The organism is Collinsella sp. LCP21S3_A3, from assembly GCF_052118905.1.
Lineage (GTDB): Bacteria > Actinomycetota > Coriobacteriia > Coriobacteriales > Coriobacteriaceae > Collinsella.
The window spans coordinates 42,067-68,073 of the sequence record NZ_JBQKGH010000006.1; the positions used below are offsets into that span (position 1 = coordinate 42,067).

Sequence of the window (26,007 nt, forward strand, 5' to 3'; positions counted from 1 at the left end):
TGGTGTGTATAGAGGAGATTTGCCATGAGCAAGACAATAGTTAAGCCCGCACTATCGCTGGGCAACCACATCTATCTGTATCGCCTGCTGCGCGATGCGATTGGGTGCGGCAAGCAAACGTTTATGACGCAGGTCGAAGAGGCGCTCGCCGCTGGTGACATGGCCGCTTATGACCTGGGCTTCGAGTCCACGCGAGAGCTGCTCGAGGAGCTCGACGACTGCATTAAGCTGACCGTCTTTAAGGGCGGCCGTCTGTATGCCACCGTCATCGCCAACGAGGCATGGGATGCCGCCCTTGCCAAAGGCGAGGACAAGCCCAAGGCTGCCAAGGGCGCCAAGCAGTCCTACAAAAAGAAAAAGCGCGGCGAGAAGGACCTCAAGGCCGTGCGTCCCAAGCACGTTAAGCATCCCGAGCCAGAAGCCATGGTTGAAGCCGCGCCGGAACCCGAGCCCGAGACAGAGATCGAAGTCGCTATTGAGGTAACAGCAGGAGCCGAAACCGAAATCGCCGCCACGACCGATCCCGAGGTCATATCAGAGCAGGAAGCCACTGCGGAGCTCGACGAGGCTCCCAAGTCGACAACCGAAGAAGCCGCCAACCAACCCGAGGCGTCTGCGTTCCAAAACAGCGATGTTTTTGGCGACGAGGCCGAGGACGATCAGTCCGACGAGCCCGACGATCAAGACGCTACCGAGTCGACGCCAGAGCCCGAGACGCCGCAGCCCGCCATCTCGCTCACGGTCGTCTATGACCCCGAGAACGCAAACGCCGGCATCACCACCATGGCCTCCACGCCAGCCGAGGCAAAGCCGAGCGTCGAGAATGAGAGCGCGGTGCAGGTTGAGGTTGAAACCGCAACTGCAGACGCGCCAGTCACCGTAAAGCCCGCAGATTCCACGATCAAGCCGGGAGCGACGCCGGAGTCCGCACCCGTCATCGAGTCCGTACCCACCTCTGCTTGCGACCAAATTCCCGCACCGGCACCGGCTTCGGTACCCGCAGCGGCCCCAACCCCCACGCCCGCAGCACCGACCATCCCCGAGGACTTCCCCGTCGATTTCACAACCGAGGTCTTCTGCCCCGGCCCATTGCTACACCAGCTGTCGACCTATCTCCCCTACGGCGCCGACACCCTCGGCATCGTCGGCGAGTACTACTGGATCGCCCGCGAGCGCGGTACCATCGAGGCCGCGCGAAACCGCGCAAGCTTCCCCTTGCGCTACACGCAGGCCGACGAGCGCCACGAAGTCACCGTGCGCATCCGCCGCAACACCACCGGCGGCCTCGGCGCCACCTGGGCTATCGATAAGGTCGAGCCTTCTACCAAGTAAAAAAGGGACGATAACCCTCAAGGTTATCGTCCCTTTCTCGTTAGGTTACCTGAGCTCGACTAATCACGCGTCAGCTTGCGGTGAATACGATGCGGCTGGGCTGCGTCCTCGCCCAGGCGCTCGATACGGTTGGCCTGATAGGCCTCGAAGTTGCCCTCGAACCAATACCAGTTGCCCGGATTCTCGTCGGTGCCCTCCCACGCCAGAATGTGCGTGGCGACGCGGTCCAGGAACATACGGTCGTGGCTAATGACCACCGAGCAGCCCGGGAACTCGAGCAGCGCCGCTTCGAGCGAGGACAGCGTCTCGACGTCGAGGTCGTTCGTGGGCTCGTCGAGGAGCAGCAGGTTGCCGCCCTGCTTGAGCGTGAGCGCCAGGTTCAGACGGTTGCGCTCGCCACCGGAAAGTACGCCAGCGCGCTTCTGTTGGTCCTGGCCCTTAAAGCCAAAGCTCGCCACGTATGCGCGGCTGGGGACCTCGGTCTCGCCGACCATCATGTGGTCCAGGCCGTCCGAGACGACCTCCCACAGGTTCTTATCGGGGTCGATGCCGGAGCGGTTCTGATCGACATAGGAGATCTTGACGGTCTCGCCCACCTCGAGCTCGCCCGAAGTCAGCGGCTCCAGGCCCACGATGGTCTTGAACAGCGTGGTCTTGCCCACACCGTTGGGGCCGATGACGCCCACGATGCCGTTGCGCGGCAGGGTGAACGATAGGTCGTCGATGAGCACGCGACCGTCGAACTCCTTGTGCAGGTGATGGGCCTCGAGCACCTTGTTGCCCAAACGCGGGCCCACAGGGATGCGGATGTCGGTCCAGTCGAGCTTCTGGCTTGCGCGGGCCTCGGCCTCCATCTCCTCATAGCGGGCCAGACGGGCCTTGTTCTTGGCCTGGCGGGCCTTGGGCGAGCTGCGCACCCACTCGAGCTCGGCCTCCATGCGCTTGGCGAGCTTGGCGTCGCGGTTGCCCTGAGCCTCGATACGCGCGGCCTTGGTCTCCAGATACGTGGAGTAGTTGCCCTTGTAGGGATAGAGGTGACCACGGTCGACCTCGCAGATCCACTCGGCAACGTTGTCCAGGAAGTAGCGATCGTGTGTGACGGCAAGCACCGCGCCCTGGTAGTTGTGCAGGAAGTGCTCGAGCCACAGGATCGACTCGGCGTCCAGGTGGTTGGTGGGCTCATCGAGCAGCAGCAGGTCGGGAGCCTCGAGCAGCAGCTTGCACAGGGCCACGCGACGGCGCTCGCCGCCGGAAAGCACATTGACCGGCATGTCGGAATCGGGCAGCTGCAGGGCATCCATAGCCTGGCCGAGCTTGGAATCGATATCCCAGCCGTCGGCGGCGTCGATCTCGTCCTGGAGCTTTCCCATCTCGGCCATGAGGGCATCCATGTCGCAGTCCGGGTCGCACATCTCCTCGCCGATCTTATTGAAGCGATCGACCTTGGCAATCATGTCGCCAAATGCCATGCGCACGTTCTCGATGACGGTCTTGTCGTCGTCGAGCGGCGGCTCCTGCTGCAGGATACCCACGGTGTAGCCGGGGGTAAGTCTGGCATCGCCGTTGGAGACTTCCTCGATGCCGGCCATGATCTTGAGCAGGGTCGACTTGCCCATACCGTTAGGGCCCACGACGCCGATCTTGGCACCGGGATAGAAGCTCAGGGTCACGTCGTCAAGGATCACCTTGTCGCCATGAGCCTTGCGAGCCTGATACATCTGGTAGATAAACTCTGCCATTTGCCTGTTTTATCCTTTCTACCTGCTATTTCCCTATTCTTGTTTCGCTTTAGTGGAAACGAGATGAGAAAACCAGCTCTAAAACGTAACGAAAAAGGGGCACGGTTACCCATACCCCCTAATACTACCTGGGAAAAGTCCCCCGGAACATACTATGAACTGCGTACGCTAGTTTTCCGCAACCTTAACGAGCGGCTCGCTGCGATTTGCGCCACAGCAGATACGAGTAGACGTAGACGACTCCGACCGAACCAAACGCCAGAACCGCAATCACCGCGGCGACAACTTCACTCGAAAGCACGCTACCCGCAACGCCCATCACAATCAGACCAACACCCAGCACCATAAAGCAGGCACCGCCAAAACGCTGCGTACGGCGCCAGTTCTCGGGATCGGCAAGCGCCCAGGGCGTCTTGATACCGAGCGTATAGTTCTGCTTCACACGCGGCAAGTAGTTGCCTACGCCAATGAACAGCAAACCGACAGCACCGGAAATCAGCACGTTGACCGAACCGACCGCCGGCACCACGCCCCAGACCGTAAGCTCTCCCAGCCAGCTTATACCACAAATGAACAGGGTGAAGGCGATTACGAAGCCCTGATAGAACTTGCCCGAGGTTCGATATGCCTCACCTTTGGGATCGATGCGCGGCACCACGTAGAACATTGCGAGAAGCACCAGGGGCAGCACGCCGTGCGCGGAGGCCATCCAGCTGGGACCCCAACCGTCAACGCCGTTCGCGCCCCAGTGCGTGGGAATCTGCGCAGGCAAGCTCGGCATCACCATAAGGTGCGCTACGATATTGGCGACGCACAGAGCGACCAGCGCGATCCACACGCGTGGCGATACCCCCGTGGCGTGAATGCCCTTGTTTTCGTTATTCATCCTTATCACCTTCAGTGTTTGTAAAGCCCATAAACCAACCGATCAAGTCCTGCATGACGGTGGTGTTTAAGCTGTAAACGATGTTTTGGCCATGACGTTCATCGGTCACCAACCCGGCGTTTTTGAGCGTCGCCAAATGATGGCTCAACGACGGCTTGCTGATGTCAAAATGCTCGGCAAGCTCCCCAGCCGTGCGGTCGCCCTCGCGTAGTAGTTCCAAAATGCGCCGCCGCGTAGGATCGGCCAGCGCTTTAAAACCCTCTCCCGGCATAGGACCTCCTCTCATCATTTCGTTCGACGCGCACACTATACTCGATATTTAGATATTTGTCTAACTATCTAATCTTGTACTCAAAATAGCCGCCCCGCGTAATGCGAAGACGGCCACTTCTCACGCCATAAACGTGTTTCGGAGTTGGCTAACCCGCGGCAACGGGCGCCATCTGCTTCAATCTTATGCGAATCCCGATCCCATTTCAACAAACCCCAAGGGTTCAAATGGAATCGTGATAATACCTATAATGGCGATAGCTAAAACACGATTCGCTTCCCCATCGGAGGATATTTATGACCGAAACCGTTGCCGCAGCCGCCATCGAGACACGCGACACCAAGCTCGAGATCATCATGGGCCGCGAGGCACTCGATAAGCTCGCCGATGCTACGGTGCTGGTGCTCGGCTGCGGAGGTGTGGGCTCCAATTGCTGCGAGGCACTCGCCCGCGGCGGCATCGGTCATTTCGTCATTCTGGACAAGGACATCATCGCACCCAGCAATATCAATCGTCAGGCCATCGCCTTCCAAAGCACCGTCGGCAAGCGCAAGGTAGACGTGATGGAAGCCATGATTCGCGATATTAATCCCGCCGCCACCGTTATCAAGCGCACCGAATACCTGTTGAGCGACAACATCGACGAGTTCTTTGCGAGCGTTTTTGAGCAGACGGACGGCAAGCTCGACTACGTCGTCGACGCCATCGACACCATCTCGGCCAAGCTCACCATTGCCAAATATGCTCAGGACCACGACATTCGTTTGGTTAGCTCCATGGGCGGGGCCAACAAGCTCCATCCCGAGTGCCTCCACTTTGCCGACATCTTCGATACGGTACGTGACCCCATGAGCCGCATTATGCGCAAAGAATGTAAGAAGCGCGGAATCAAGAGCCTACATGTATTGTTTAGCTGCGAGGAATCGGTTAAGACACAGCCCCGCGACCCTTCCAACATCCACGAGCGTACCGAGCTCGGAACCGCCAGCTTTATGCCGCCCATCATGGGTCAGATGATTGCCGGCGAGGTTATCCGCCAGATCAGTGGGCGCGGCACCGAGCGCGTGCGCGCCGATGGCCAGCGCCTGAACTAGCGGAGTGCGCCGAGATGGAGCCCCGGTTATTTGATGCACACTGCCATCTTGATTTGATGGCTTACCCGAATGCTGTTGCCGACGAAACTGCGGCTATAGGACTGGGGGTCTTTGATTGCGGGGTCGACCCGCGCGACTTCGCGGCAGCAAAAAAGCGGGCCAGCCGTTACCCAAACATTATCGCGGGCGTTGGCCTCCATCCCTGGTGGCTCGCCGACGGCCGCTGCGGTCCTGCCGAAATCAATCTGCTTTGCAAAGTTGCTGCCCAAGAGCGCTATATCGGCGAAGTCGGACTCGACTTTTCCGCGCGCTTTGCCGGAAGCGAACCGCTTCAAATGCAGGCACTTGACCGGCTCTGCGATGCGCTCGTGCAGTGTCCTCTTGCCGGGCGCGTAATATCGATTCACGCCGTTCGTTCGGCAGGAACCGTACTGGACGTCCTCGAATCGCATGGTCTACTCATCCCAAACCCCGACTCCCCCGCTATCATCTTCCACTGGTTTAGCGGTACTTCGGACGAACTCACCCGCGCGCGTAATGTGGGCTGCTATTTTTCTGTCAACGAACGCATGCTCGCGTCTAAACGAGGACGCGAATACGCACGACAGATTCCACTCGATCGTTTACTACTCGAGACCGATGCACCAGCGGAGGCAAACACAGAAACAAGCGCGCAGTCGCTCATCAAATCGCTCACAAGGACCTCGATGCGCATCGCCTCGCTCAAAAATTGTGACGCAAAGCGTATCGAATCGGCAGTTTTAACAAATGCACACTCTATTTTTGGCCTTCGCTAACCCCTCTGGGCAAAAAGACGACAACGATACCATTATGACGGTAGACGTGCCGTCCAAGTCCTACGCAAGCTCCAGCAGCTCCGGCAGCTGGTCGATAATCTTGTCCGCGGCATCTTGGCTAAAGCCGAAGCGTTCCTCGCGCTTGGCAATGACCGTCAGGCCGGCTCGCTTGCCGGCAGTGATACCAGGCACCGAATCCTCAACGCAGCAGCAGCGATTCGCGGGAAGTCCCAGCAGGTCCAGCGCATGCAGGTAGATGTCGGGCTCGGGCTTGCTCTCCTTAAACTGCTCGCCGCTCACCACATACTCAAAGGCATCCGACAGCCCGCACGCATTGAGCACTTCCTCGATGCTATCCATGGGAGACGAGCTGGCAAGCGCCACGCGAACGCCGCGGCGCGGCAGCTCTCGAATCGTATCCACGGCGCCTGGGTTAATCAAAGCCTGATAGTCGCGCGGACGCTTATGCGCCCACTCGTCCCAACGGGCCAACGCTTCCTCGCCAGTGAAATGCCCCTTACCGGCGCGCTCAAACCAATCGACCAGCATATGCAGGAAGAACTGATGTGAGGTACCGATCTGCCCGTTCAACTCCTCTTGAGTCAGGTTAAGCCCAAGCTCCTTGGCAAACGCGGCAGTCTCGCTCAGGTAGTAATACTCGGTATCGACAATGACGCCGTCCATGTCAAAGATAACGGCGTCGAACGGAAATGCGGACACGGCACCCTCCCTAACAAAAGGGCGCCTGTAAGCAGGCGCCCGAACCATGCATTAATCGGCGATTCTAACCCAGCAGCTTATCCAGCGCCACCGCAATGCCGTCTTCGTTGTTATTGGCAGTCACCATCTGGGCCACGGCCTTAACCTCGTCAACCGCGTTGCCCATGGCAACACCGGTGCCGGCCCACTCAATCATGGACTTGTCGTTCTGGCCGTCGCCAAACGAGACGACCTCGCTGGCATCGATGCCGAGCTTGGGCAGGGCACCCTCGAGCGCGCGGGCCTTGTCGATACCGGGAGCCGTAAACTCAAAGTACCAGTCGGCCGTAAACATACCCGAAAGCTTCTGAGTAAAGGGCGCATACATCTCCTCGTGATGCGCTTGCAGATAGGCCGGGTCGCCCGCAGTGAGCAGCTTGTCCACGGGATAAGTGTCCACGACCTCATGCAGGCTCTCCACCTCGCGAATCTTAAGATCGCACGCGTCGCGCTCATACTTGACGATATTCTTCTGCGAGCCATCCGGCAGCGTAATCATGCAGCGGTACGAGTCCTCGACGTGCAGATCGCGACCAAGCGAAATCATAGGGATCACGTCAAAATTACGCAGATGATCAATCAGACGGTGCAGTTCATCAGCCGGCATGGCCTGGTCAAAAAGGACCTCATCGGTCTGAGCGTCGACCACATGCGCGCCATTAAAGGCCACCAGCAGACCGTCATGGTTATGAAGGTCGAGCTCCTGCGCCAAGGCGTGCAGCCCCCATGCGGGACGGCCCGAAGCCAAAATGAGCTTAATGCCCGACTCCTGCGCCGCGAGCAGCTTCTCGCGCGTACGCGGGCTGATGACCTTTTGGTCGTTGGTGAGCGTACCGTCGATATCCATTGCGATGGCTTTGATTGCCATATAAGCCTCCCTGTCATTGAACAACCTTGCCTGAGTCATCATACAGAACACCTACTGCGGCTCTGTCTGCGACGGGTAAAAAGTCATATTGTCCCGAACATGAACGGCGTGTGGTCGTGAAGCTTTATCGCTCAGGTCAAATACGTCTGCTAGCGACGCTCATCCGTCGGTGCGCCCTCGACGATCGCGATGCCCGCCGATGCACCCAACGCGCTGGCGCCGGCCTCGATGAATGCGCAAGCCTCTTCGTAATTATGGATACCGCCCGCCGCCTTGATTGCCACGGCATCGCCGAGCACCTCGTGCATCAACCGCACGTCCTCGAGCTTAGCACCGCCAAAGCTTCTGCCGGTCGATGTCTTAAGGAATCCCGGCTTGGCCTCCAGCGCGATCTCGCATACACGGCGCTTGGCGGCGTCGTCGCCGTCCAGCTTGCACATCTCAACGATTACCTTGTCAGTGATGCCATGCGCGCGACAAAAATCAGCAACGGCAGTCATCTCGCGCTCGATGGCATCAAAATCGCGGTTCTCGATCGACCCCTGATTCAAAACGTAGTCAATCTCGGTAAAGCCACACGCAGCGTATTCCTCAAACCTCGCAAGCTTCTCCTCAAGCGTCATAGTGCCCTGGGGAAAGTCGATAGCGCCGGCAAGGATGATGTCAGAGCCCTCGAGCATGGCGCGGCCCGTCTCGTACTCCTGCAGGTTCGCAAATACGCAGCGAAAGTTGTACTTTAGCGCCTTCTCGACATACTGCTCAAACGTGTCCTCGGGGGCATCGATATAGTCGATGTATTTATTGATGGGTTTGGCAAGCGTCATGCTGGGCCTCCTTGTTCAGGGCTGACAACCGATTCGTGGTTTCACGCGAAAAACCACGTTCAATCTACACCCGACATGCAAGGGCAGCGCCCTCATTCCGGCAAGTGGTATGAAATTAGCTGTAGACGTATATTTACGGACAGCGAATGGCACCGCACGCGGATGCCGACTGCAAGACATCCCCCCCCTCAATACGCCCTCATGCCCACTCAAATAGCAAAGGGGCCCGCATCCCAACGGATACGGGCCCCTTTCATTCATAAGCCAACTCGGCCGTAAAGACTACTTACGGTGAGCGCGGTAGAACTCGATGAGCGCCTGGGTCGAAGCGTCCTGCTCGGCCTTGGCGGCGTCGTCGTGGAAGGCCGGGGTAATCTGCTTGGCAAGCTGCTTGCCCAGCTCGACGCCCCACTGGTCGTAGGAGTCGATGCCCCAGACCGTGCCCTCGACAAACGTGATGTGCTCGTACAGGGCGATGAGCTCGCCGAGTGCGAACGGGGTCAACGTATCGCCGAAGATCGAGGTCGTCGGACGGTTGCCCTCAAAGCAGCGGGCCGGGACGATCTGCTCGGGCGTGCCTTCGGCGCGCACCTCATCGGCCGTCTTACCAAAAGCGAGCGCCTTGGTCTGGGCCAGGAAGTTGCCCAGGAACAGCTCGTGAACATCCTGGCCGCTGTCGGTTGCGGGGTTGGCGGTATTGGCAAAGGCGATGAAATCGGCCGGGACCACCACGGTGCCCTGGTGCAGCAGCTGGTAGAAGGCGTGCTGACCGTTGGTGCCGGGCTCGCCCCAGAAAATCTCACCGGTGTCGGAGGTCACGGCGCTGCCGTCCCAGCGGACATGCTTACCGTTGGACTCCATGGTGAGCTGCTGCAGATAGGCCGGGAAGCGGTGCAGGTACTGGCAGTACGGCAGCACGGCGTGGCTCTTAGAGCCGAAGAAGTTGACGTACCAGACGTTGAGCAGGCCCATTAGCGCGACAGCGTTGTTCTCGAGCGGGGTATTGCAGAAGTACTCGTCGATGGCGTGGAAACCCTCGAGGAACTGCTGGAAGCGCTCGGGACCGAGCACGACGATCAGCGACAGGCCCACGGCGGAGTCGACGGAGTAGCGGCCGCCGACCCAGTTCCAGAAGCCGAAGGCGTTGGCGGGGTCGATACCGAAGGCCTCAACCTTGTCGAGTGCGGTGGAAACGGCAACGAAGTGCTTGGCCACGGCCTCGGCGTTCTGCTCATCGGAGCCGTCGATGGCACCCTGAGCCTTGAGCTGCTCGAGCATCCAGGTCTTGACCTCGCGAGCGTTGGTGAGGGTCTCGAGCGTGGTGAAGGTCTTGGAGACGATAATCACGAGCGTGGTCTCGGGATCCAGGCCCTTGAGCTTCTCGGCCTGGTCGTTGGGGTCGATGTTGGAGATATAGCGGCAGTCGATACCGGCGTCGGCGTAGGGACGCAGGGCCTCGTAAGCCATGACCGGGCCCAGATCGGAGCCACCGATGCCGATGGACACCAGATGCTCGATCTTCTTGCCGGTAACGCCCTTCCACTCACCGGAGCGCACGCGCTCGGCAAAGGCGTACATGCGGTCGAGGACCTCGTGCACGTCGGCGACGACGTCCTGGCCGTCGACGATGAGCTGGCCCTTCTCGCTTGCCGGACGGCGAAGCGCGGTGTGCAGGACGGCGCGGTCCTCGGTGGTGTTGATGTGCTCGCCGGAGAACATGGCGTCGCGGCGCTCCTCGAGCTTCACCTCGCGGGCAAGATCGCACAGCAGCTTGACGGTCTCATCGGTCACCAGGTTCTTGGACAGGTCGAAGTGCAGGTCACCGGCGTCAAAGCTCAGCTTGTTCACGCGCTCTGCATCGGCAGCGAACCAGGCCTTGAGGTCGATACCTTCGGCCTCGAGCTTCTCCTGATGAGCCTCGAGCGCCTTCCAAGCGGCGGTCGACGTAGCGTCGATAGGTGCGGCAACAGTTGCCATAAAGTCCTCCTCAACATACGGGCGCAAACCTCCATGCGCCCGGATAATCAGATGCCCCTATTCTAGCGCAGGTCAAGACCGTAATCAGCCAGCGTTGCCAATCCGCCCCCAAACGGCGACCGACCAAAAAGGGACAGGTTTATTTTGGCAGGTCAAACGCTTTACCTACCAAAAATAGCCCATCTCTTTATGGCAGACATTAGGCCGCGGCGCACACGCTGCCGAGCAACTCACGCAGAGGAGACCCAATGCCCTCAAGCAGTTCGGGAGCGATGATGGCAAAAACGGGAACCTCACCGGCCCCCACGACGGCAGGCACTTTGCCCTCCGAGACAATACATCCATAAGGGACAAAACCGTCTTCGCCGGCATCGAGCGCCGCCATGCGACGCGCGAGTTCGCGCGCAAAGCCAGCAGTATCGGCATCGCCGATCGCCAGGACAAAGTCCACGCCTTCGTCGGTCGCCAGGGCCCCAGCTTCGTCGATCAGCTCGTCTCCCCCGTCGCCCTCAACCGAGCCGCAACGAAAAAGCACGCGCTCGAGCAGAGCTCGGTCAAGCGAGCCGAGCGCCGCCGAGACAAGCTCATCGCGCGTATGTTTGTCGCCACCCAGCACCACCAGCGCCTTGGTGCCGCCGTAGTGAGCGACCAATCGTCCACACCAGCGAGCCACGTCTCCATCCGCAACAAGGCGCGTCGGCATACCAAACCCATAGTTGACCATTATCCCCACAACCCTTCCGTGCTTTATGGTGGTATCGATCGTTAGGCTCATGCTACGAAGCGAGGTTTTCCGAGCTGTTTCGCGCTCTTTAGCGCTGCGTTAAAACCCGATGCAACCGCCCGACCATACCTGCCAAAAAGGGACAGGTTTGTTTTGGTCGGTCAAGCGTTTTACCTACCAAAATAAACCTGTCCCTTTTTGGCAGGTTTTGACGATGTCCGGACGAGCGGGTATTATCGAACATGCATTCGATAAGAACATGTGTTTGATGGGAGAACGCGTGGGGCACGGGCGTCACACCTATATCTGCATCGACCTCAAGACGTTTTACGCCAGCGTCGAGTGCGTCGACCGCGGGCTCGATCCGCTCACCACCCACCTGGTCGTTGCCGACGAATCACGCGGGCGTACGACCATCTGCCTCGCCATTACCCAGGCCATGAAAGACCTCGGGATACACAACCGCTGCCGTCTGTTTGAGATTCCCGACGGCATCGACTACATCAAGGCCGTACCGCGCATGCAGCACTACATGGAGGTGTCGGCGCAGATCTACGGTATCTACCTTGAATACGTGAGTCCGCAAGACGTTCACGTCTACTCAATTGACGAGTGCTTTATCGACGTGACACCCTATCTAGAGCTCTACCATACCAATGCCAAAAGCTTTGCCTGCATGCTGCGCGATGAGGTCCTCGCGCGCACCGGCATCACGGCGACAGTCGGCATCGGCCCCAACCTATTCCAGGCCAAGGTGGCGCTCGACATTACCGCTAAGCACGTACCCAGCCGCATCGGCATACTCGACGACGAGACCTTTCGCAAGGAGATCTGGCCCCATCGCCCCATCACCGATATCTGGGGCATCGGCCCCGGCGTGGCAGCTCGCCTCGAAAAGTACGGGGTATACGATCTGATGGGCGTCGCCGCGCTCGACGAAAACCTGCTTTACGACGAACTCGGCGTCAATGCCGAGTATCTCATCGACCACGCCTTTGGGCGTGAGCCGACAACTATCGCCGATATTCAGGCCTATCGCCCGCAGGCAACTTCAACCACCACAGGACAAGTGCTCTCGAAGGGTTATGCCTACGAGCAGGCCTACACCGTCTTGCGCGAGATGGTCGATGCCGCCGTACTGGACTTGGTCGATAAGCACGTGGTCTGCGACAGCATCTCGCTCTTTGTGGGCTACGCGAGCGAGCGCGCCGACATACGCCGCCTCGACGCCAGCGGCACAGCGCAATATGTAGACGGATGCGGACATGTGCGTTCGAGCACGTCGAGCATCGAACCCGCCGCAACCGCCGGCCCCGAGCTCGCACCCCGTGCACCCAAGCCCGTCCAGCGCGATGACGAACGACGCCGTCTGGTGCGCGAGGCACAGGCAATCGACGGCATCTTTGTGGGAGAGCATGGCGGCAAACCGCGTGGCGGCTATGCCGCGCTCTTTGCGCACTCTAACGCTTCGCGCAAGCTGCCCGAGCGCACCAATTCGTTTAAGAAGATCATGGGCTATTTCGATGAGCTCTGGGCGCAGACCGTCGATCCCAAACGACCGGTCAAGCGCATCAATTTGGGCTTTGGCAACCTCATGCCCGAGGAATTTGCCACCATCGATCTGTTTAGCGATGTTAAGGCCGATGAACGCGAGCGTGACCTGGCCCGCGCCGTTCTGGCCGTGAAGGGCAAGTACGGCAAGAATGCCCTGGTCAAGGGATTAAGCTTTACCGCCGGCGCCACCGCACGCGAACGCAACGATCAGGTAGGAGGACACCGTGCCTAAGGCCCAACAACAGCCGATGCGGCCACCGACGCCTTTTGAACGCCTGGCGGACCCCGAGGGAAGACGTCGCTCCGCCGACCCCAAGCTCACCGCTAACGGTGCCGTTCGCGCCAACCGCGCCGCGCAGTTTATGCCCTTTGCCGCCCTCACGGGATACTACGAGCTCGTGCGCAAACAAGAGATCTCTGTTGAGCCCAAATGCGAACTCACGGAAGAAAAAGCCCTCGAACTTTCAAAAAAGCTCGAGGGCCTCAAACGCGGCGACTTGGTGCGCGTCACTTATTACGATACATACGGCTATCGTAGCCGCACCGGCATTCTCGACGAAGTGCTCCCCGCGTTCAAGCTGCTCAAACTCCGAGACATCGCCATCGGCTTCGACGATATCCAAGACATCGAGCTGCGCGGCCGAGCCTAAGCGCAAGCGTACGCCCGGCCCTACGGCTTTATGACGTAATAGCCCGCATCCCTCACGGCAGCCTCAAGCACCTCACGATCGATCGGGTTTTTAGAACGGATGCACGCCGTGTGGTCTGTATACGTCACCGTGGCCCAAATGCCATCGAGAGCGTTGAGGGCGTTCGTCACATTTTGCGCGCAGCCGCCGCAGCTCATACCGCCAATAAGCAGCTCATCGCTATAGGGGTAGTGAGACACATCGGTGTCCGCGACCGCGACCCTCTTGACCTTCTTTCTGCCCGCCCCATCGCCGCAACAGCATGTGCCATGCGTCGATGCGACAATACGCCGGAATCCAAAAAATAAGCCGCCGGCAATTACGGCAAGCACAATGATGTTTGCCGTTTTCTGCTATGTCAGCCACATAAAGCAGCTACGAGATGTTGCCCAAAAACGCCTTGGTGCGCTCGCTCTTGGGATGGTCGAAGACCTCGCTCGGCGTGCCCTCCTCCACGATAACGCCGCCGTCCATAAAGACGACGCGGTCGGCGACGTCGCGGGCAAAGCCCATCTCGTGCGTCACCACGATCATCGTCATGCCGTCACGCGCAAGATCGCGCATGACGCCAAGGACGTCGCGGACAAGCTCGGGGTCGAGCGCCGACGTGGCCTCATCAAAGAGCATCACGTGCGGGTTCATCGACAGGGCGCGGGCGATGGCCACGCGCTGCTGTTGACCGCCCGAAAGCTGGCTCGGCATAAAATCGATGCGCTCGGCCAGGCCGACCTTGGTCAGCTCCTCGACGGCAATCTTCTCGGCCTCTTCCTTGCTGCGCTTGAGCACCTTTTGTTGCGCAAGCATGACGTTCTTTTTGACCGACAGGTGCGGGAACAGATTGAACTGCTGAAACACCATGCCCAAGTGCGTACGCACCTTATTGAGGTCGACGCCCTTGGCGCACACATCCACGCCCTCAACGACAATCGAGCCGCTCGTGGGCTCCTCAAGACGGTTAATGCAGCGAAGCATCGTCGACTTGCCCGAGCCCGAGGGGCCCAGGACCACGACGACCTCACCCTTGTGCACATCCAGATCGATGTCGCGCAGGACCACGTTATCGCCAAAGGCCTTCTGGAGATTCTTGATGCTGACGACGACCTCGTTCGAGTTATTGGTTTCGCTCATAATAGAACCTCCTTACAGACCTGCAATATGATCGGCGGGTGTCGCGACAACCTGTCCGGCGCTCTTGGTGGGACGCTTCTTTTTGGTTTCGGCCGTCCCCAGAAGCCTCGCCTCAAGACCGCTCACCAAGCGCGCAAGCGGCAGGGTAATGACCAGATAGAACAGGGCGGCAACCACATACGGCGTGATGGAGCCCGTCGTCGCCACGATGGTGCGGGCATTCATGACGATCTCGACCACGCCCACGGCGGCGAGCAGCGACGTATCCTTGTAAAGCAGGATAAACTCGCTGGTCAGCGTAGGCAGGACATTGCGGAACGTCTGCGGAATCATAACGTAGAGCAACGTCTGGAAGGCATTCATGCCCAGCGAGCGGGCAGCCTCGTTTTGGCCCTTGGGGATCGACTGAATACCGGCACGGAAGATCTCGCACAGGTACGCAGACGAGTTCATGGCCATGACGATAACGCCCAAGACGTAGTCGTCCACCTTGACGCCGGCAAGTGGCAGGCCAAAGAACGCGATATAGATCTGCAGGAACGCCGGCGTACCACGGATGATATTCACGTAGATGCCGGCAAGACAGCGCAGGATGCGCGACTTGGAGATGCGCATGAGCGACAAGGCAAAGCCAAAGGGGATTGCCAGCGGAAACGCCACAAGCACGATCGAGAGCGACATAAGGAAGCCCTTAAATACGACCGGCAGGCTCTGGACCAAAATGACCGGGTTCAAGAACAGACGCAGGAACATATTGGAATTCCAAGCCTCGACCCACTGCTGTTCCTTAAGATCGGCCTGGAAGTTATCGAAGGCCGTCACGCCCTTAATCTCGACGGAAGGAATCTTGGAAATCTTCTTGGTCGAACCGTCGGCGAGCGTATAGGTGCCGCTAAAGGCCTCGTCGCCGCCTTCGACGGGGAAGGTCACGCCGTACACCTCGACACGGAAAAAGCCGCCGGCAGGCGCCGTCTCGCCAAAGTCGATCTTGAGCGTCTGGCCATCAGCCGTGCACGTGGGCTTCATGGGTGTGCGATCCATGAGGTCCTCGCCCGAGAGCATCGTCAATCGCGTGTCATCGGTACCAAACGTCGTGCCGTCGACAAACGTCAGCGAAAGACCGCTCAGCTCCTCGTCGGCGTCGGCCTGAACTTCCCAGGTAATACGTGTCTCGGTGCCGCCGACCACATCGCTGCCCGAACCGGTGTTGGGTCGGGCGGTAATCTTTGCGGTCTCAAGCGCTTGGGCAGTCGAGGGCGCAGATGCCCCCACGCACACCAGCGCGAGCGCCACGGCCATGACGCAGGCTAGCTTTTGGAGCAAGGCGGGTAGTGAAGAACGCTGCCCAGCGGCCCCTTTGTTCAGTCGAGACAAGGTGGCTCCTATCGTAGAAGTTGCCGGCAAATAGAGACGGAAACACTCTCCGTCGAGAGAAGCGCAAAGGCCCTCTCCGCTAAACGGAAAGGGCCCACACGCAATCAAGTATCTGTTTACTTGATGTTGTACTTAGCCATGAGGGCGTCAACGGTACCGTCGTCGGTCAGGTCCTTGATGGCCTGGTTGATGTCGTCCTTGAGCTTGGTATTGCCCTGGTTGATGGCAATGGCGTACTCCTCGCCGGTGCTGATCTGCTTAACCGTATGGCAGGTGTTGAACTGCTCGGCGGTCAGCTGGCTGGCAACGGAGCGGTTGGTGACTACGGCATCGCCCTTATCGGACTGCAGGGCGCTGAAGCACTCGGTAGCGTCCTTGTAGGGGACGATCTTGGCCTTGGGGAAGTTCTCCTGGGCAAAGGCCTCGGCGGTCGAGCCAGACTGGACGATAATGGTAGCGTCGGCGTTGTTGAGCTTCTCGCTGTAATTGTCGGCCGTGATGTCGGTGTTATCGACCTTGGTCACGATAGCCTGATCGTCCATGTAGTAGGAATCGGAGAAAGCGACTTCCTTCTCACGCTCGGGCGTGTCGGTGATAGCCGCAATGGAGACGTCATACTTGGTACCCGAAGCGACACCGGGGACGAGCGTGTCGAAGTCGTTGTTGACGTACTCGACATCCAGGCCCAGCTTGTCGCCGATAGCCTTGATGAGCTCAAGGTCAAAGCCCTGATAATCGCCGTTGTCATCCTTGTACTCAAACGGAGCGTACTCGGCAGAGGTGCCGACGGTCAGCGTACCGTCCTTGACGAGCGCGTACTCCTTGGAGCCGTCGACCTTCTCGACCTTAGCGTCGTCAGAGCTGCTGGAACCGGCATCAGAACCAGAGGTGGCGTTGGACGAGCCGCAGCCCGTCAGTGCGAGGGCAAGCGCCATGGCGCCCGTGGCGGCAAATGCGCCAAGCTTCTTCAGCTTCATAATCAGTCTCCTTCCAATGGCCCCATGTGATTCAGGGGCCTGCAAAAACTGAGGGCTATTATGCACCCGCGTGAGAGAATCTGCAATTAGAAAACTGATTGAAACAAACCCATAACGTGAATGGAACACTCCACTTTATGACAGTCATTACTGCTGCAATGACCTTAACAGTTTAATTTCAGCCGCATAACCTGCAAGTTCGTTCGGCGTTTCCAAAATGAATGGCAATGATCGCAGGCGGCTATTCGATACAATATTCTGCATAACCTGCATTCCGCCGCCAAGTTCCTCGCTGCCGAGGTAACCCTTGCCGATGCACTCATGCCGGTCCTTATGGGCACCGCGGGGATTCTTGGAATCATTGATATGCACAGCGCGCAGGCGCTCGATACCTACCACACGATCGAACTCGTCGAGCACACCGTCAAGATCTTGGACGATATCATAGCCGGCGTCATTTACATGGCAGGTGTCCAGGCAAACGCCCAGCTTGGCCGACAGCTCGGGGCGCCTGTCAGCAACGCCCTCGATGATGATCGCCAGTTCCTCAAAGCGGCGGCCCACCTCGGTGCCCTTGCCAGCCATGGTCTCGAGCAGCACCGTCGTCTGCTGGCCCTCAAACATCACCTGGCACAGGGTGTCGACGATCATCTGAATGCCGGCGTCGGAACCCTGTCCCACATGCGCACCGGGATGGAAATTGTAGTAGTTACCGGGCAGCGCTTCCAGACGCTGCAGATCCTCAGCCATGGCCTCCAGGGCAAACTCGCGCGCCCGCTCTTTGGCCGAGCAGGGGTTATAGGTATACGGAGCATGGGCCACGAGGGGACCAAAATCGTTTTGTTCCATAAGCTCGCGCAGGGCCGCCACGTCATCCATGTCAAGGTCTTTCGCCTTGCCGCCGCGCGGGTTGCGCGTAAAGAATGCAAAGGTATTGGCGCCAATGGATAGCGCCGTCTCCCCCATCGCCCGATAGCCCTTCGTCGTGGATAGGTGACACCCAATCGTCAGCATCCCCAGCTCCCCCTCATCAGTTACGGTGAAATAGTTCCTGTTGATGCCTTATTCTGCCGCAAACAGGAACTATTCCACCGCAAGTTATAAAAGGGTCATGAGGAGCGCGTTTTGCCGAAGGCCTTAAGCACCGCCGTCACGGGTCCAGGCTGAAAACGGCGGCGTACGTCGTCGAGACGCTCGGGAATATCGATATGCTGCGGGCAGTGCCGCGCGCATTTGCCGCATTTGACGCAATTGCTCACCAACTTGGGCTCGCTTGTGCGCACCGCGCTCGCCGTAAAATACTGCGATAGACCCGTAAACCAGCTGTGCGCATAGCTTGCGTTGTAGGCGGCAAAACATCCAGGAATATTGATGCCTTTAGGACACGGCATGCAGTAACCGCATCCCGTGCAGGGCACGCGATTCGATTTTTCAAACTCCTCCAGCACGTGCGCGATGGCATCGAGCTGAGTAGCTGTCATCGAATCCGGCAGGGCCCGATCGGCCAACGCCGCGTTCTCATCCACCTGCGCGGTATCGGTCATACCCGAAAGCAGCATCGTCACCTGAGGATGATTCCACACCCACGAAAGCCCCCAAGCGGCAGGAGTGCACAAATGCGGGTCACGGGCGCTATCGAGCACAGCGCGGGCCCGCGGCGGCAACTTACCTGCCAGACGTCCGCCCAAAAGCGGCTCCATTACAAATACCGCAAGCCCACGTTCAGCAGCCGCCATGAGCCCCGCCGTCCCCGCCTGATAGTGCTCTCCGGCGTAGTTGTACTGGATCTGGCAAAAGTCCCACTCATAAGCATCGAGCATCGTGAGGAAGTCCGCCGCACTGCCGTGGTACGAAAAACCGATCCGGAGAATACGCCCCGCAGCCTTTTGGCGCACAATCCAATCCTCGATACCCAGTGCCACCACGCGTTCCCACTGGGCGGGCGAGGTGATGTTGTGCATGAGGTAGTAGTCGATATGGTCAGTCCGCAGGCGGCGCAGCTGCTCATCAAAGAAACGGTCGAAATCCTCCGCGCACTTGCACGAGGCGTGCGGCAGCTTGGTCGCGAGCAAAACCTGGTCGCGCAGGCCCAAGCGCTCAAGCGAAGCGCCTACGCAAGCCTCGTTGCCGGGATAAAGATAAGCCGTATCCAGATAATTAATCCCCTGCTCCACCGCACGGGAAATGATAGTATCGGCTGTCTTCGCATCGGGGCGTCCCGGCGCACCGGGAAACCTCATGCACCCCAGCCCCAACGCCGAGATACGGTTACCGCTTTTGGGGTCAACGCGATACTGCACGGCCCCTCCTCCCCCATCGAAGCTCTGACGCGGCGAAACAAACCCGTCACGCCACCGAAACACATCGGAACCGCAATCGAGAACGTATCGTAACCCAACAGAAATCGAGTCGTCATGGCAGCGCTTTAACATCAGCAAAAAGTCCGATGAAAGGAGCCAGCCATGCCCACGCTCGACCTTTGGAACCTCGCCACCCAGCTCAAAAGCACCGATTACCGCTGGATCGACCTCACCCACACGCTCTCGTGCGACACCCCGCACTGGTTTGGCTTTAAGCCATTTGAGTCCACCAAGCTCTTCGACTACCTGCCCGGCACGCCCGAAGATATGCTCGCGCCCATGCGTTGCTTCCAGTATTCGGTCGCCTCGCAGTACGGCACCCACGTCGATGCGCCGCGCCACTTTCATGTTGACGGCCGCTCCCTCGGCGAGATCGAGCCCGTCGAGTTTATGCATCCGCTCTGCGTGATCGATAAGCACGAGGAGTGCGCCGCAAACCCCGACTTTATCCTGACTATCGATGACCTCAAAGCTTGGGAGGGCGAGCACGGTCGCATTCCCGAGGACGCTTTCGTCGCCTTCCGCTCCGACTGGTCCAAGCTCGCCGACCTCGAAAACAAGGACGAGGACGGCCAGCCCCACTACCCCGGCTGGGACCTCGACGCCATCAAATGGCTTGTAGAAGAGCGCAACATCGGCGCTATCGGCCACGAGCCGGCAGACACCGACCCCGCATCCGTGACCACACGCGAGGACGCCTACCCCTACCCCGGCGAGCAGTACATCCTCTCGGTCGACCGTTACCAGATCGAGGTCATGGACCATCTGGACGAGCTTCCTGCCACAGGCGCCGTCATCTTCTGCACCTTCCCCAAGGTGCGCGATGGCGTTGGATATCCCGCGCGCGTTTTTGCCATCTGCCCCGCGGCATAAGTTCCCATGCATTTGTTCTTCTAAATTCAGCCTCCGGTGTACGCCACATGCCCCAGCGGCATACAATCCATCAGGCGCCCCATATGCGGGCGCCTTTTATATGGGGAGATGATTCACATGCAGATCAACAAGGTCGCCTTTATCGGCAAGGGCGGCGTCGGCCTGCTCTACGGCAGTATGATTGCCAAGGCCCTCGGCAACGATGCCGTCGAATACGTCATGGATGACGCGCGTTTCGAGCGCCACGTGGGCGATGCGCTCACCGTCAACGGAAAGCCCTGCACGCTCAAGTCCGTCCGCGCCAGCGAGGCAACGCCCGCCGATCTGGTCATTCTCACGGTCAAGACGACGGGGCTCGACCAAGCACTCAAGACTATGGAGCGCGTCGTGGGACCCAACACGCTCATCGCCTCGCTGTGCAACGGCATTACGAGCGAGCAAAAATAGCCGAGCGCTTTGGCTGGAAGCACACCGTCCTGGGCATCTGCCAGGGCATGGACGCCGTATTCCTTAACGGCGCGCTCACCTTTACCAATGCGGGCGAGATTCGCTTTGGCGCGGCAGCAGGCACCGAGCCCGCAACCGTCACCGCCATCGATGAGCTCTACACGCGCTGCGGCATCGCCCATACCGTCGAGAGCGACATTGCGCACCGCATGTGGGCCAAACTCATGCTCAACGATGGCATCAACCAGACCTGCATGGCCTACGGCGGCACGTACGGGAGCGCCACGGAACAGGACTCCGAGCAGCGTCGCTGCTTTGTTTCCGCCATGCGCGAGACACTTGCGGTCGCCAACGCCGAGGGCGTTGAGCTGACCGAGGCAGACCTGACGCAGATGGTGCACCTCATCGAGGGAATCGATCCCGCCGGCATGCCCTCGATGGCGCAGGACCGCATCGCACAACGTAAAACCGAAGTCGAGGAGTTCGCGGGCACCATCTGCCGCCTGGCCGCCAAACACGATATCCAAGTGCCGCAAAACGATTGGCTCTACCAGAGGATTCGCGAAATAGAAAGCAGCTGGTAGCCTCGCCCGCACGGCGACGCGCGCAATGTAAGCAGACAGGCCTTCGCGAGGATCCCATCGCTCGCGAAGGCCTGTCGCATTTAGGCCGAGGCTAAAACTGAGGCTCGTTTTGCGACTCCGGGACCTCGTCCTCGTCATCGCGGCAAAGCACCACGCCGGCGCTTCCCAACAGCGCCGCCGCAATCAAGGCGCTCACAACCACAGGAGCAGCACCCGTAGTGGACTGCAAGCCGGCAACTAACGCCGCCGTCGGACCAAGACATCCGATCAAAAGGGCAACGACGGCAATAGCGACATCTCGAGCGTTCATGGGATCACTTCCTCCACGAGAAAGACCTTGTTTCTCATGACTTAGTGTGCCCCGCGCCCATATGCCCAACGTAGTGCCACGGTAAGGGCTCTGTTAACCCAAATGCATATAAAAACGGGCGACTTTACATTGCCCGAAAGCTCGGTAAAGACGCCCGTCCATCATGTGCAATCGATGCCGTCAGATTACCAACCGGTGTAGTAATCGGTAGTTCCGGCTGCGCAACCCGAATCGTAGACCTTGCACTCGCCCTTAGAGCCCGTAAAGGTCGAGCCCTGGGACTTATCGCTCGCAGCCACCACGTAGTAGCCGTCGGAATCACGCCAAAAGCCCTCGGAATCCAGCGTCCACTCACCCGTGCGGTGGTGATACAGCACGTTGCTGCTGTAATAGGTCTCGCGACGACCGTTGTAGTTATTGACGCCGCCCGAGCGCGTCAGGCCCGAGCCGTTCGCGTAATACGCAGCAGACGCGTAAGACGAGCCGGAGCCGGCGTTGTAATACGAAGCCTGAACGGCCTCGGCAGCTTCTGCCTCGACGGCCGCAGCCTCGAGCGCCTCGCGCTTAGCATCCTCGAGCGTGGAGCGAAGCTCGTCGAGCTCGGCCGACTTCGCGTCGACCTCCTCCATCGTCAAAAGACTGCCCGCACCGTCGATACAACCCTGCAGTACAGCGCGCTCGTCATCGGTGGCATAGTCACCGTACATGTTCATGATGATCTGCGCGCGGACCTCTAGGGAATCGCGCTTGGCCCCCATCGAGGCGTTCCACTCCTGCATGGAGCCAAAGCCGTCGCCACGATAGTCGACGGGCTGCATCAGGGTCGCCTCGGACGGCGTGGATCCGACCGCGTCGGACAGTGTTGCCGCGTGGGCATCGGTTACGCCGGCACCCACTAAAAGCGCCACGGCAAGCGTGGCAGAAAGGGCGGCGGCCTTCGGTTTTCGTGAATCGATCCTCATGTAGCTGGAAACCTCCGTAGTGAGTTTTTGCTGCGTTTAAGCTGCGTGTGATTCGATCGCGCTGCATAGTACCCCGAGTAAATCGCGACCTGCGGTTTTTCTCAAAAGGTGCACGTCATTTGCGTAAAACTCACATCCTCTCAACAGGAGTTTTCCACAACTCGCATGCATAAAGCATGCCAAAAACCCTGTAATAGCGCCCTTCCTATGCAAAAAAGGCGCCTGCGCAACCATTGTTCGCGCAGGCGCCTTGAGCAGGCATTTTATGCAGTTATACCTATCGAGTCGCAAGGGGCCCTTGCACAAGTCGCCCTACTCGTCCAGCGCGGCAAAGGCCTGCTTCAGATCCCAAATGATGTCCTCGGCGTTCTCGGTACCAATGGAAAGACGGATTGTAGAGGGCGTAATGTTCTGCTCGGCAAGCTCCTCGGCAGAGAGCTGGGAGTGCGTGGTGGTAGCCGGGTGCACGACGAGCGACTTGACGTCGGCTACGTTGGCGAGCAGCGAGAACACCTGCAGGTGGTCGATGAACTTCCAAGCAGCCTCCTGGCCGCCCTTGATCTCGAAGGTGAAGATCGAGGCGCCGCCACGGGGGAAATACTTCTGGTACAGCTCATGGTCGGGGTGCTCGGGCAGGCTCGGGTGGTTCACCTTGGCAACATGGCCGTCACCGATCAGGAACTCAACGACCTTCTTGGTGTTCTCGACATGGCGGTCAACGCGCAGCGACAGGGTCTCGGTACCCTGGAGCAGGACCCAGGCGTTAAACGGGCTAATGCAGGCGCCCTCGTCACGCAGCAAGATAGCACGGACATAGGTCGCGAAGGCAGCGGGGCCGGCGGCCTCGGCAAACGAGACGCCATGGTAGGAGGGATTGGGCTCGGCGATCTGCGCATACTTGCCGCTCGCCTTCCAGTCAAAGTTGCCGCCATCGATAATCACGCCGCCCAACGAGGTGCCGTGGCCGCCAATAAACTTAGTTGCAGAGTGAACGACGATGTTGGCGCCGTGCTCCAGCGGACGGAACAGATACGGGGTGCCGAAGGTGTTATCGACAACAACCGGAAGACCATGCTTCTTAGCGACCTCGGAGATAGCGTCGATGTTGGGGATATCGGAGTTGGGGTTACCGAGCGTCTCGACGTAAATGACCGTGGTGTTGTCCCTGATGGCGCCCTCGACCTCGTCCAGGTTGTGGGCATCGACGAAGGTGGTCTCGACACCAAACTGGGAGAGCGTGTGCTCCAGCAGGTTGTAGGAACCACCGTAGATGGTCTTTTGGGCCACCACATGGTCGCCGGCCTGAGCGAGGGCCTGCAGGGTATAGGTGATGGCGGCGGCGCCAGAGGCGACGGCAAGACCTGCAACGCCGCCCTCGAGCGCGGCAATGCGGTCCTCAAAGACGCCCTGGGTGGAGTTGGTCAGACGACCGTAGATATTACCGGCGTCGGCAAGGCCAAAGCGGTCAGCGGCGTGCTGGGAGTTGCGGAACACATAGCTCGTGGTCTGGTAGATAGGCACGGCGCGGGAATCGGATGCGGGGTCGGCGCTCTCCTGGCCAACGTGCAGCTGCAGGGTGTCGAAACCAAAGGTGTGCTCGGGGTTGTTGATAAACTGGCTCATGATGATCTCCTTGATCGAACAAAAGTAATAAGAGTAAGAGAAGTAAGTCGCCGTCTCCTGATCACGCCGACGGGCGCAAGCAGGAGCCCGGCATTCGTCTTAGTAAGCAGTTCATATGCGGTCCTCCTTTTGACATCCCGTTCTCGTGGTCGGCTTAATTACCTACCGCCTTTGTGTGTTTTGAATAGTACGAGCATTGTTTCGCGCGGTCAATCACTTAAAAGCGCTAACCTGTTATCGGTTTTTTAGATAGCTATCGAAAGGACGGGTGCCGATGACCCTCCAGCAGCTTCGTTTTCTTATCGCCGTGGCAGAATCCGGCTCAATTAACGCCGCAGCTCAGCGCCTCTATACCGCGCAATCCAATATCTCCAACGCCGTCAAAAGCCTAGAGCAGGAGCTCCGTCTGGAAATCTTTACGCGCTCCAGCCGCGGCGTCACACTCACCAACGACGGCACCGAGCTTTTAGGCTATGCGCGCCAGGTCGTAGAGCAGGCCGATATGCTCGAGGCCCGCTACGAGGACGGCGGCACACCCCAGGCACGCCTTGCCGTCTCGGCCCAGCACTACGCTTTTTCGGTCGAAGCCTTTGTCAACGTCGTCGAGCGCTGCCGCGACAGTAAGTTTGAGTTCATCATGCGCGAGACCACCACGTCACAGATCATCGACGACGTCCGCGCATTTCGCAGCGATATCGGCATTCTGTATCTGGATGACTTTAACGCCCGCGTCCTGCAGAAGGCCTTCGCCGACGCCCGCGCAAGCTTCCATCCCCTCTTCGATGCAACGGTCCACGTCTTCGTTAGCGAGCGCCATCCGCTCGCACGCCGCCCCCAGCTATCGCTTGCCGACCTTACGCCCTATACGCGCTACAGCTTTGAGCAGGGGACCTCAAACTCCTTCTATTACGCCGAGGAGCCGTTTAGCTATATCCCCTGCGACCGCAACATCCGCGTTTCCGACCGTGGCACACTCACCAATCTGCTCATCACGTCGAACGGTTACACTTTGTCGACCGGTGTCCTCTCCAATGAAATGCAATGGGGCATGGCATCGATCCCGTTGGCAGACGCTCCAACGATGCGCGTGGGCTACATCATGCACGATGAGCGCAAGCCCTCTCCCCTGCTGCGGCAATACCTCGACGAACTCGATCGCATCATCCACGAAAACCAACCATTTGGGGACGGGATAGAAATGGCAGATTTAAAAGCCCTCTAGCTCTTGACAATTCAGGTCGCCCATCTTTCTTGGCGACAACGTCTCCACCATCCTTGTGGAGCGGCACGCCTCGCATAAAACAGGATGGACCGGGCGCTACAATAGACAGCCGCAAGAGAGGAACTCGACGAAAGGAAGTCTGTGAAGGTCATCATCTATACCGACGGCTCGGCTCGATCCAATCCGGGACGCGGTGGCTACGGCGCCGTGCTCAAATACACCAACCCCGCCGGCAAGACCTTCACCTCCGAGCTTTCGCGTGGCTACGCCAAGACCACCAACAACCGCATGGAGCTCATGGCGGTCATCGTGGCGCTCGAGGCACTCAACCGTCCCTGCGAGGTCGAGGTCCACTCCGACTCGCAGTACGTCGTCAACGCCTTTAACAAGCACTGGATCGACGGCTGGAAAAAGCGCGGGTGGAAAACTGCCAACAAGCAGCCCGTTAAGAACCGCGACCTGTGGGAGCGCCTGCTTGCCGCAAAGAGCAAGCATAAGGTGGAGTTCATCTGGGTTAAGGGGCATGCCGGCCACGAGCTCAACGAGCGCTGCGACGAGCTCGCCACCACCGCGGCCGATGGAGTCAACCTCGATATCGACACCGGCTTTAACGAGAGCGACCTGTAATAGCGT

Annotated in this window: 27 protein-coding genes; 10 read left to right on the forward strand and 17 right to left on the reverse strand. The window is 59.2% G+C overall.

Annotated features, from left to right (window positions below; translation table 11 throughout):
• Window positions 1-24: 24 nt before the first annotated feature.
• Window positions 25-1,332, forward strand: coding sequence for a hypothetical protein (locus ACTQ0H_RS04600; RefSeq protein WP_441538096.1), 1,308 nt, complete (start codon window positions 25-27; stop codon window positions 1,330-1,332).
• 59 nt (window positions 1,333-1,391) lie between these two features.
• Here the strand turns inward: ACTQ0H_RS04600 and ettA are convergent, their stop codons facing one another.
• The 3 genes from ettA to ACTQ0H_RS04615 form a co-directional block, all read right to left on the reverse strand.
• Complete coding sequence (gene ettA, locus ACTQ0H_RS04605; RefSeq protein WP_055251458.1) at window positions 1,392-3,071, reverse strand: energy-dependent translational throttle protein EttA; 1,680 nt, start codon at window positions 3,069-3,071, stop codon at window positions 1,392-1,394.
• 184 nt (window positions 3,072-3,255) lie between these two features.
• Window positions 3,256-3,957, reverse strand: coding sequence for an SdpI family protein (locus ACTQ0H_RS04610; protein WP_427718513.1), 702 nt, complete (start codon window positions 3,955-3,957; stop codon window positions 3,256-3,258).
• The gene (locus ACTQ0H_RS04615; RefSeq protein WP_154517353.1) at window positions 3,950-4,228 is read right to left on the reverse strand and encodes an autorepressor SdpR family transcription factor; all 279 of its coding nucleotides are present in this window, start codon (window positions 4,226-4,228) and stop codon (window positions 3,950-3,952) included. Before ACTQ0H_RS04615 ends, ACTQ0H_RS04610 begins: the two co-directional genes overlap by 8 nt.
• Window positions 4,229-4,524: 296 nt before the next feature.
• Here ACTQ0H_RS04615 and ACTQ0H_RS04620 point away from each other — a divergent pair, with 296 nt between their 5' ends.
• Both ACTQ0H_RS04620 and ACTQ0H_RS04625 read left to right on the forward strand, forming a co-directional pair.
• Complete coding sequence (locus ACTQ0H_RS04620; protein ID WP_441538098.1) at window positions 4,525-5,322, forward strand: tRNA threonylcarbamoyladenosine dehydratase; 798 nt, start codon at window positions 4,525-4,527, stop codon at window positions 5,320-5,322.
• 14 nt (window positions 5,323-5,336) lie between these two features.
• Entirely contained in the window at window positions 5,337-6,119 is a 783-nt protein-coding gene (locus tag ACTQ0H_RS04625; protein ID WP_441536803.1) for a TatD family hydrolase, read from the forward strand.
• A 60-nt stretch (window positions 6,120-6,179) separates the two neighbouring features.
• Here the strand turns inward: ACTQ0H_RS04625 and ACTQ0H_RS04630 are convergent, their stop codons facing one another.
• The 5 genes from ACTQ0H_RS04630 to ACTQ0H_RS04650 all read right to left on the reverse strand — a co-directional run bounded on the left by ACTQ0H_RS04630 (window position 6,180) and on the right by ACTQ0H_RS04650 (window position 11,271).
• A complete protein-coding gene (locus ACTQ0H_RS04630; RefSeq protein ID WP_370450635.1) occupies window positions 6,180-6,839 on the reverse strand; it encodes an HAD family hydrolase in 660 nt (219 codons plus the stop codon).
• 64 nt (window positions 6,840-6,903) lie between these two features.
• Window positions 6,904-7,746, reverse strand: coding sequence for a Cof-type HAD-IIB family hydrolase (locus ACTQ0H_RS04635; RefSeq protein ID WP_441536801.1), 843 nt, complete (start codon window positions 7,744-7,746; stop codon window positions 6,904-6,906).
• Between the two features lie 149 nt (window positions 7,747-7,895).
• A complete protein-coding gene (gene deoC, locus ACTQ0H_RS04640) occupies window positions 7,896-8,570 on the reverse strand; it encodes a deoxyribose-phosphate aldolase (protein WP_441015806.1) in 675 nt (224 codons plus the stop codon).
• A gap of 282 nt (window positions 8,571-8,852) precedes the next feature.
• On the reverse strand, window positions 8,853-10,547 hold the full coding sequence (pgi, locus tag ACTQ0H_RS04645; protein WP_117817172.1) for a glucose-6-phosphate isomerase: 1,695 nt from the start codon (window positions 10,545-10,547) through the stop codon (window positions 8,853-8,855).
• Window positions 10,548-10,746: 199 nt separating this feature from the next.
• Entirely contained in the window at window positions 10,747-11,271 is a 525-nt protein-coding gene (locus ACTQ0H_RS04650; protein WP_441547866.1) for an iron-containing alcohol dehydrogenase, read from the reverse strand.
• A gap of 214 nt (window positions 11,272-11,485) precedes the next feature.
• Here ACTQ0H_RS04650 and ACTQ0H_RS04655 point away from each other — a divergent pair, with 214 nt between their 5' ends.
• Both ACTQ0H_RS04655 and ACTQ0H_RS04660 read left to right on the forward strand, forming a co-directional pair.
• On the forward strand, window positions 11,486-13,057 hold the full coding sequence (locus ACTQ0H_RS04655) for a Y-family DNA polymerase (RefSeq protein WP_441547867.1): 1,572 nt from the start codon (window positions 11,486-11,488) through the stop codon (window positions 13,055-13,057).
• Window positions 13,050-13,475, forward strand: coding sequence for a hypothetical protein (locus ACTQ0H_RS04660; RefSeq protein ID WP_427718560.1), 426 nt, complete (start codon window positions 13,050-13,052; stop codon window positions 13,473-13,475). The genes ACTQ0H_RS04655 and ACTQ0H_RS04660 overlap by 8 nt, the downstream gene beginning before the upstream one ends.
• Window positions 13,476-13,495: 20 nt before the next feature.
• Here ACTQ0H_RS04660 and ACTQ0H_RS04665 read toward each other — a convergent pair whose 3' ends face one another.
• From ACTQ0H_RS04665 to ACTQ0H_RS04690, 6 genes are all read right to left on the reverse strand, one after another.
• Window positions 13,496-13,846 (reverse strand): heavy-metal-associated domain-containing protein, encoded by a 351-nt coding sequence (locus ACTQ0H_RS04665; protein WP_441547868.1) that lies wholly within the window; start codon window positions 13,844-13,846, stop codon window positions 13,496-13,498.
• 43 nt (window positions 13,847-13,889) lie between these two features.
• A complete protein-coding gene (locus ACTQ0H_RS04670) occupies window positions 13,890-14,642 on the reverse strand; it encodes an amino acid ABC transporter ATP-binding protein (RefSeq protein WP_022094423.1) in 753 nt (250 codons plus the stop codon).
• A 12-nt stretch (window positions 14,643-14,654) separates the two neighbouring features.
• Window positions 14,655-15,941, reverse strand: coding sequence for an ABC transporter permease subunit (locus ACTQ0H_RS04675; RefSeq protein WP_441547869.1), 1,287 nt, complete (start codon window positions 15,939-15,941; stop codon window positions 14,655-14,657).
• A 191-nt stretch (window positions 15,942-16,132) separates the two neighbouring features.
• Window positions 16,133-16,993, reverse strand: coding sequence for an ABC transporter substrate-binding protein (locus ACTQ0H_RS04680; RefSeq protein ID WP_118345556.1), 861 nt, complete (start codon window positions 16,991-16,993; stop codon window positions 16,133-16,135).
• Window positions 16,994-17,140: 147 nt separating this feature from the next.
• On the reverse strand, window positions 17,141-18,007 hold the full coding sequence (locus ACTQ0H_RS04685) for a deoxyribonuclease IV (RefSeq protein WP_441538104.1): 867 nt from the start codon (window positions 18,005-18,007) through the stop codon (window positions 17,141-17,143).
• 95 nt (window positions 18,008-18,102) lie between these two features.
• The gene (locus ACTQ0H_RS04690) at window positions 18,103-19,293 is read right to left on the reverse strand and encodes an aldo/keto reductase (RefSeq protein WP_441538106.1); all 1,191 of its coding nucleotides are present in this window, start codon (window positions 19,291-19,293) and stop codon (window positions 18,103-18,105) included.
• A gap of 162 nt (window positions 19,294-19,455) precedes the next feature.
• Here ACTQ0H_RS04690 and ACTQ0H_RS04695 point away from each other — a divergent pair, with 162 nt between their 5' ends.
• From ACTQ0H_RS04695 to ACTQ0H_RS04705, 3 genes are all read left to right on the forward strand, one after another.
• The gene (locus ACTQ0H_RS04695) at window positions 19,456-20,226 is read left to right on the forward strand and encodes a cyclase family protein (protein ID WP_441048582.1); all 771 of its coding nucleotides are present in this window, start codon (window positions 19,456-19,458) and stop codon (window positions 20,224-20,226) included.
• A 117-nt stretch (window positions 20,227-20,343) separates the two neighbouring features.
• A complete protein-coding gene (locus ACTQ0H_RS04700; RefSeq protein WP_441538108.1) occupies window positions 20,344-20,673 on the forward strand; it encodes a ketopantoate reductase family protein in 330 nt (109 codons plus the stop codon).
• Window positions 20,643-21,257, forward strand: a complete 615-nt coding sequence (locus tag ACTQ0H_RS04705) for a ketopantoate reductase family protein (protein WP_441538109.1) — start codon at window positions 20,643-20,645, stop codon at window positions 21,255-21,257. The genes ACTQ0H_RS04700 and ACTQ0H_RS04705 overlap by 31 nt, the downstream gene beginning before the upstream one ends.
• A 91-nt stretch (window positions 21,258-21,348) precedes the next feature.
• Here the strand turns inward: ACTQ0H_RS04705 and ACTQ0H_RS04710 are convergent, their stop codons facing one another.
• From ACTQ0H_RS04710 to ACTQ0H_RS04720, 3 genes are all read right to left on the reverse strand, one after another.
• A complete protein-coding gene (locus ACTQ0H_RS04710) occupies window positions 21,349-21,567 on the reverse strand; it encodes a hypothetical protein (protein ID WP_154517389.1) in 219 nt (72 codons plus the stop codon).
• 185 nt (window positions 21,568-21,752) lie between these two features.
• Window positions 21,753-22,529 carry a hypothetical protein gene (locus ACTQ0H_RS04715; RefSeq protein ID WP_154517392.1) on the reverse strand — a complete coding sequence of 259 codons (777 nt, stop codon included), beginning with the start codon at window positions 22,527-22,529 and terminating at the stop codon, window positions 21,753-21,755.
• A gap of 312 nt (window positions 22,530-22,841) precedes the next feature.
• Window positions 22,842-24,152 carry an O-acetylhomoserine aminocarboxypropyltransferase/cysteine synthase family protein gene (locus ACTQ0H_RS04720; protein ID WP_441538111.1) on the reverse strand — a complete coding sequence of 437 codons (1,311 nt, stop codon included), beginning with the start codon at window positions 24,150-24,152 and terminating at the stop codon, window positions 22,842-22,844.
• A 274-nt stretch (window positions 24,153-24,426) separates the two neighbouring features.
• Here ACTQ0H_RS04720 and ACTQ0H_RS04725 point away from each other — a divergent pair, with 274 nt between their 5' ends.
• Together ACTQ0H_RS04725 and rnhA are read left to right on the forward strand one after the other, a co-directional pair.
• On the forward strand, window positions 24,427-25,374 hold the full coding sequence (locus tag ACTQ0H_RS04725; protein ID WP_427747969.1) for a LysR family transcriptional regulator: 948 nt from the start codon (window positions 24,427-24,429) through the stop codon (window positions 25,372-25,374).
• 141 nt (window positions 25,375-25,515) lie between these two features.
• Window positions 25,516-26,001: a ribonuclease HI gene (rnhA, locus tag ACTQ0H_RS04730; RefSeq protein WP_427727777.1), complete on the forward strand. Its 486-nt coding sequence runs from the start codon at window positions 25,516-25,518 to the stop codon at window positions 25,999-26,001.
• Window positions 26,002-26,007 lie beyond the last annotated feature (6 nt).

Coding starts and splice junctions, on each gene's coding strand:
- ACTQ0H_RS04600 (WP_441538096.1), top strand. CDS start 25: ATGAGCAAGACAATAGTTAAGCCCGCACTATCGCTGGGCAACCACATC.
- ettA (WP_055251458.1), bottom strand. CDS start 3,071: ATGGCAGAGTTTATCTACCAGATGTATCAGGCTCGCAAGGCTCATGGC.
- ACTQ0H_RS04610 (WP_427718513.1), bottom strand. CDS start 3,957: ATGAATAACGAAAACAAGGGCATTCACGCCACGGGGGTATCGCCACGC.
- ACTQ0H_RS04615 (WP_154517353.1), bottom strand. CDS start 4,228: ATGCCGGGAGAGGGTTTTAAAGCGCTGGCCGATCCTACGCGGCGGCGC.
- ACTQ0H_RS04620 (WP_441538098.1), top strand. CDS start 4,525: ATGACCGAAACCGTTGCCGCAGCCGCCATCGAGACACGCGACACCAAG.
- ACTQ0H_RS04625 (WP_441536803.1), top strand. CDS start 5,337: ATGGAGCCCCGGTTATTTGATGCACACTGCCATCTTGATTTGATGGCT.
- ACTQ0H_RS04635 (WP_441536801.1), bottom strand. CDS start 7,746: ATGGCAATCAAAGCCATCGCAATGGATATCGACGGTACGCTCACCAAC.
- deoC (WP_441015806.1), bottom strand. CDS start 8,570: ATGACGCTTGCCAAACCCATCAATAAATACATCGACTATATCGATGCC.
- pgi (WP_117817172.1), bottom strand. CDS start 10,547: ATGGCAACTGTTGCCGCACCTATCGACGCTACGTCGACCGCCGCTTGG.
- ACTQ0H_RS04650 (WP_441547866.1), bottom strand. CDS start 11,271: ATGGTCAACTATGGGTTTGGTATGCCGACGCGCCTTGTTGCGGATGGA.
- ACTQ0H_RS04655 (WP_441547867.1), top strand. CDS start 11,486: ATGTCCGGACGAGCGGGTATTATCGAACATGCATTCGATAAGAACATG.
- ACTQ0H_RS04670 (WP_022094423.1), bottom strand. CDS start 14,642: ATGAGCGAAACCAATAACTCGAACGAGGTCGTCGTCAGCATCAAGAAT.
- ACTQ0H_RS04675 (WP_441547869.1), bottom strand. CDS start 15,941: ATGGCCGTGGCGCTCGCGCTGGTGTGCGTGGGGGCATCTGCGCCCTCG.
- ACTQ0H_RS04680 (WP_118345556.1), bottom strand. CDS start 16,993: ATGAAGCTGAAGAAGCTTGGCGCATTTGCCGCCACGGGCGCCATGGCG.
- ACTQ0H_RS04685 (WP_441538104.1), bottom strand. CDS start 18,007: ATGCTGACGATTGGGTGTCACCTATCCACGACGAAGGGCTATCGGGCG.
- ACTQ0H_RS04695 (WP_441048582.1), top strand. CDS start 19,456: ATGCCCACGCTCGACCTTTGGAACCTCGCCACCCAGCTCAAAAGCACC.
- ACTQ0H_RS04700 (WP_441538108.1), top strand. CDS start 20,344: ATGCAGATCAACAAGGTCGCCTTTATCGGCAAGGGCGGCGTCGGCCTG.
- ACTQ0H_RS04710 (WP_154517389.1), bottom strand. CDS start 21,567: ATGAACGCTCGAGATGTCGCTATTGCCGTCGTTGCCCTTTTGATCGGA.
- ACTQ0H_RS04715 (WP_154517392.1), bottom strand. CDS start 22,529: ATGAGGATCGATTCACGAAAACCGAAGGCCGCCGCCCTTTCTGCCACG.
- ACTQ0H_RS04720 (WP_441538111.1), bottom strand. CDS start 24,152: ATGAGCCAGTTTATCAACAACCCCGAGCACACCTTTGGTTTCGACACC.
- ACTQ0H_RS04725 (WP_427747969.1), top strand. CDS start 24,427: ATGACCCTCCAGCAGCTTCGTTTTCTTATCGCCGTGGCAGAATCCGGC.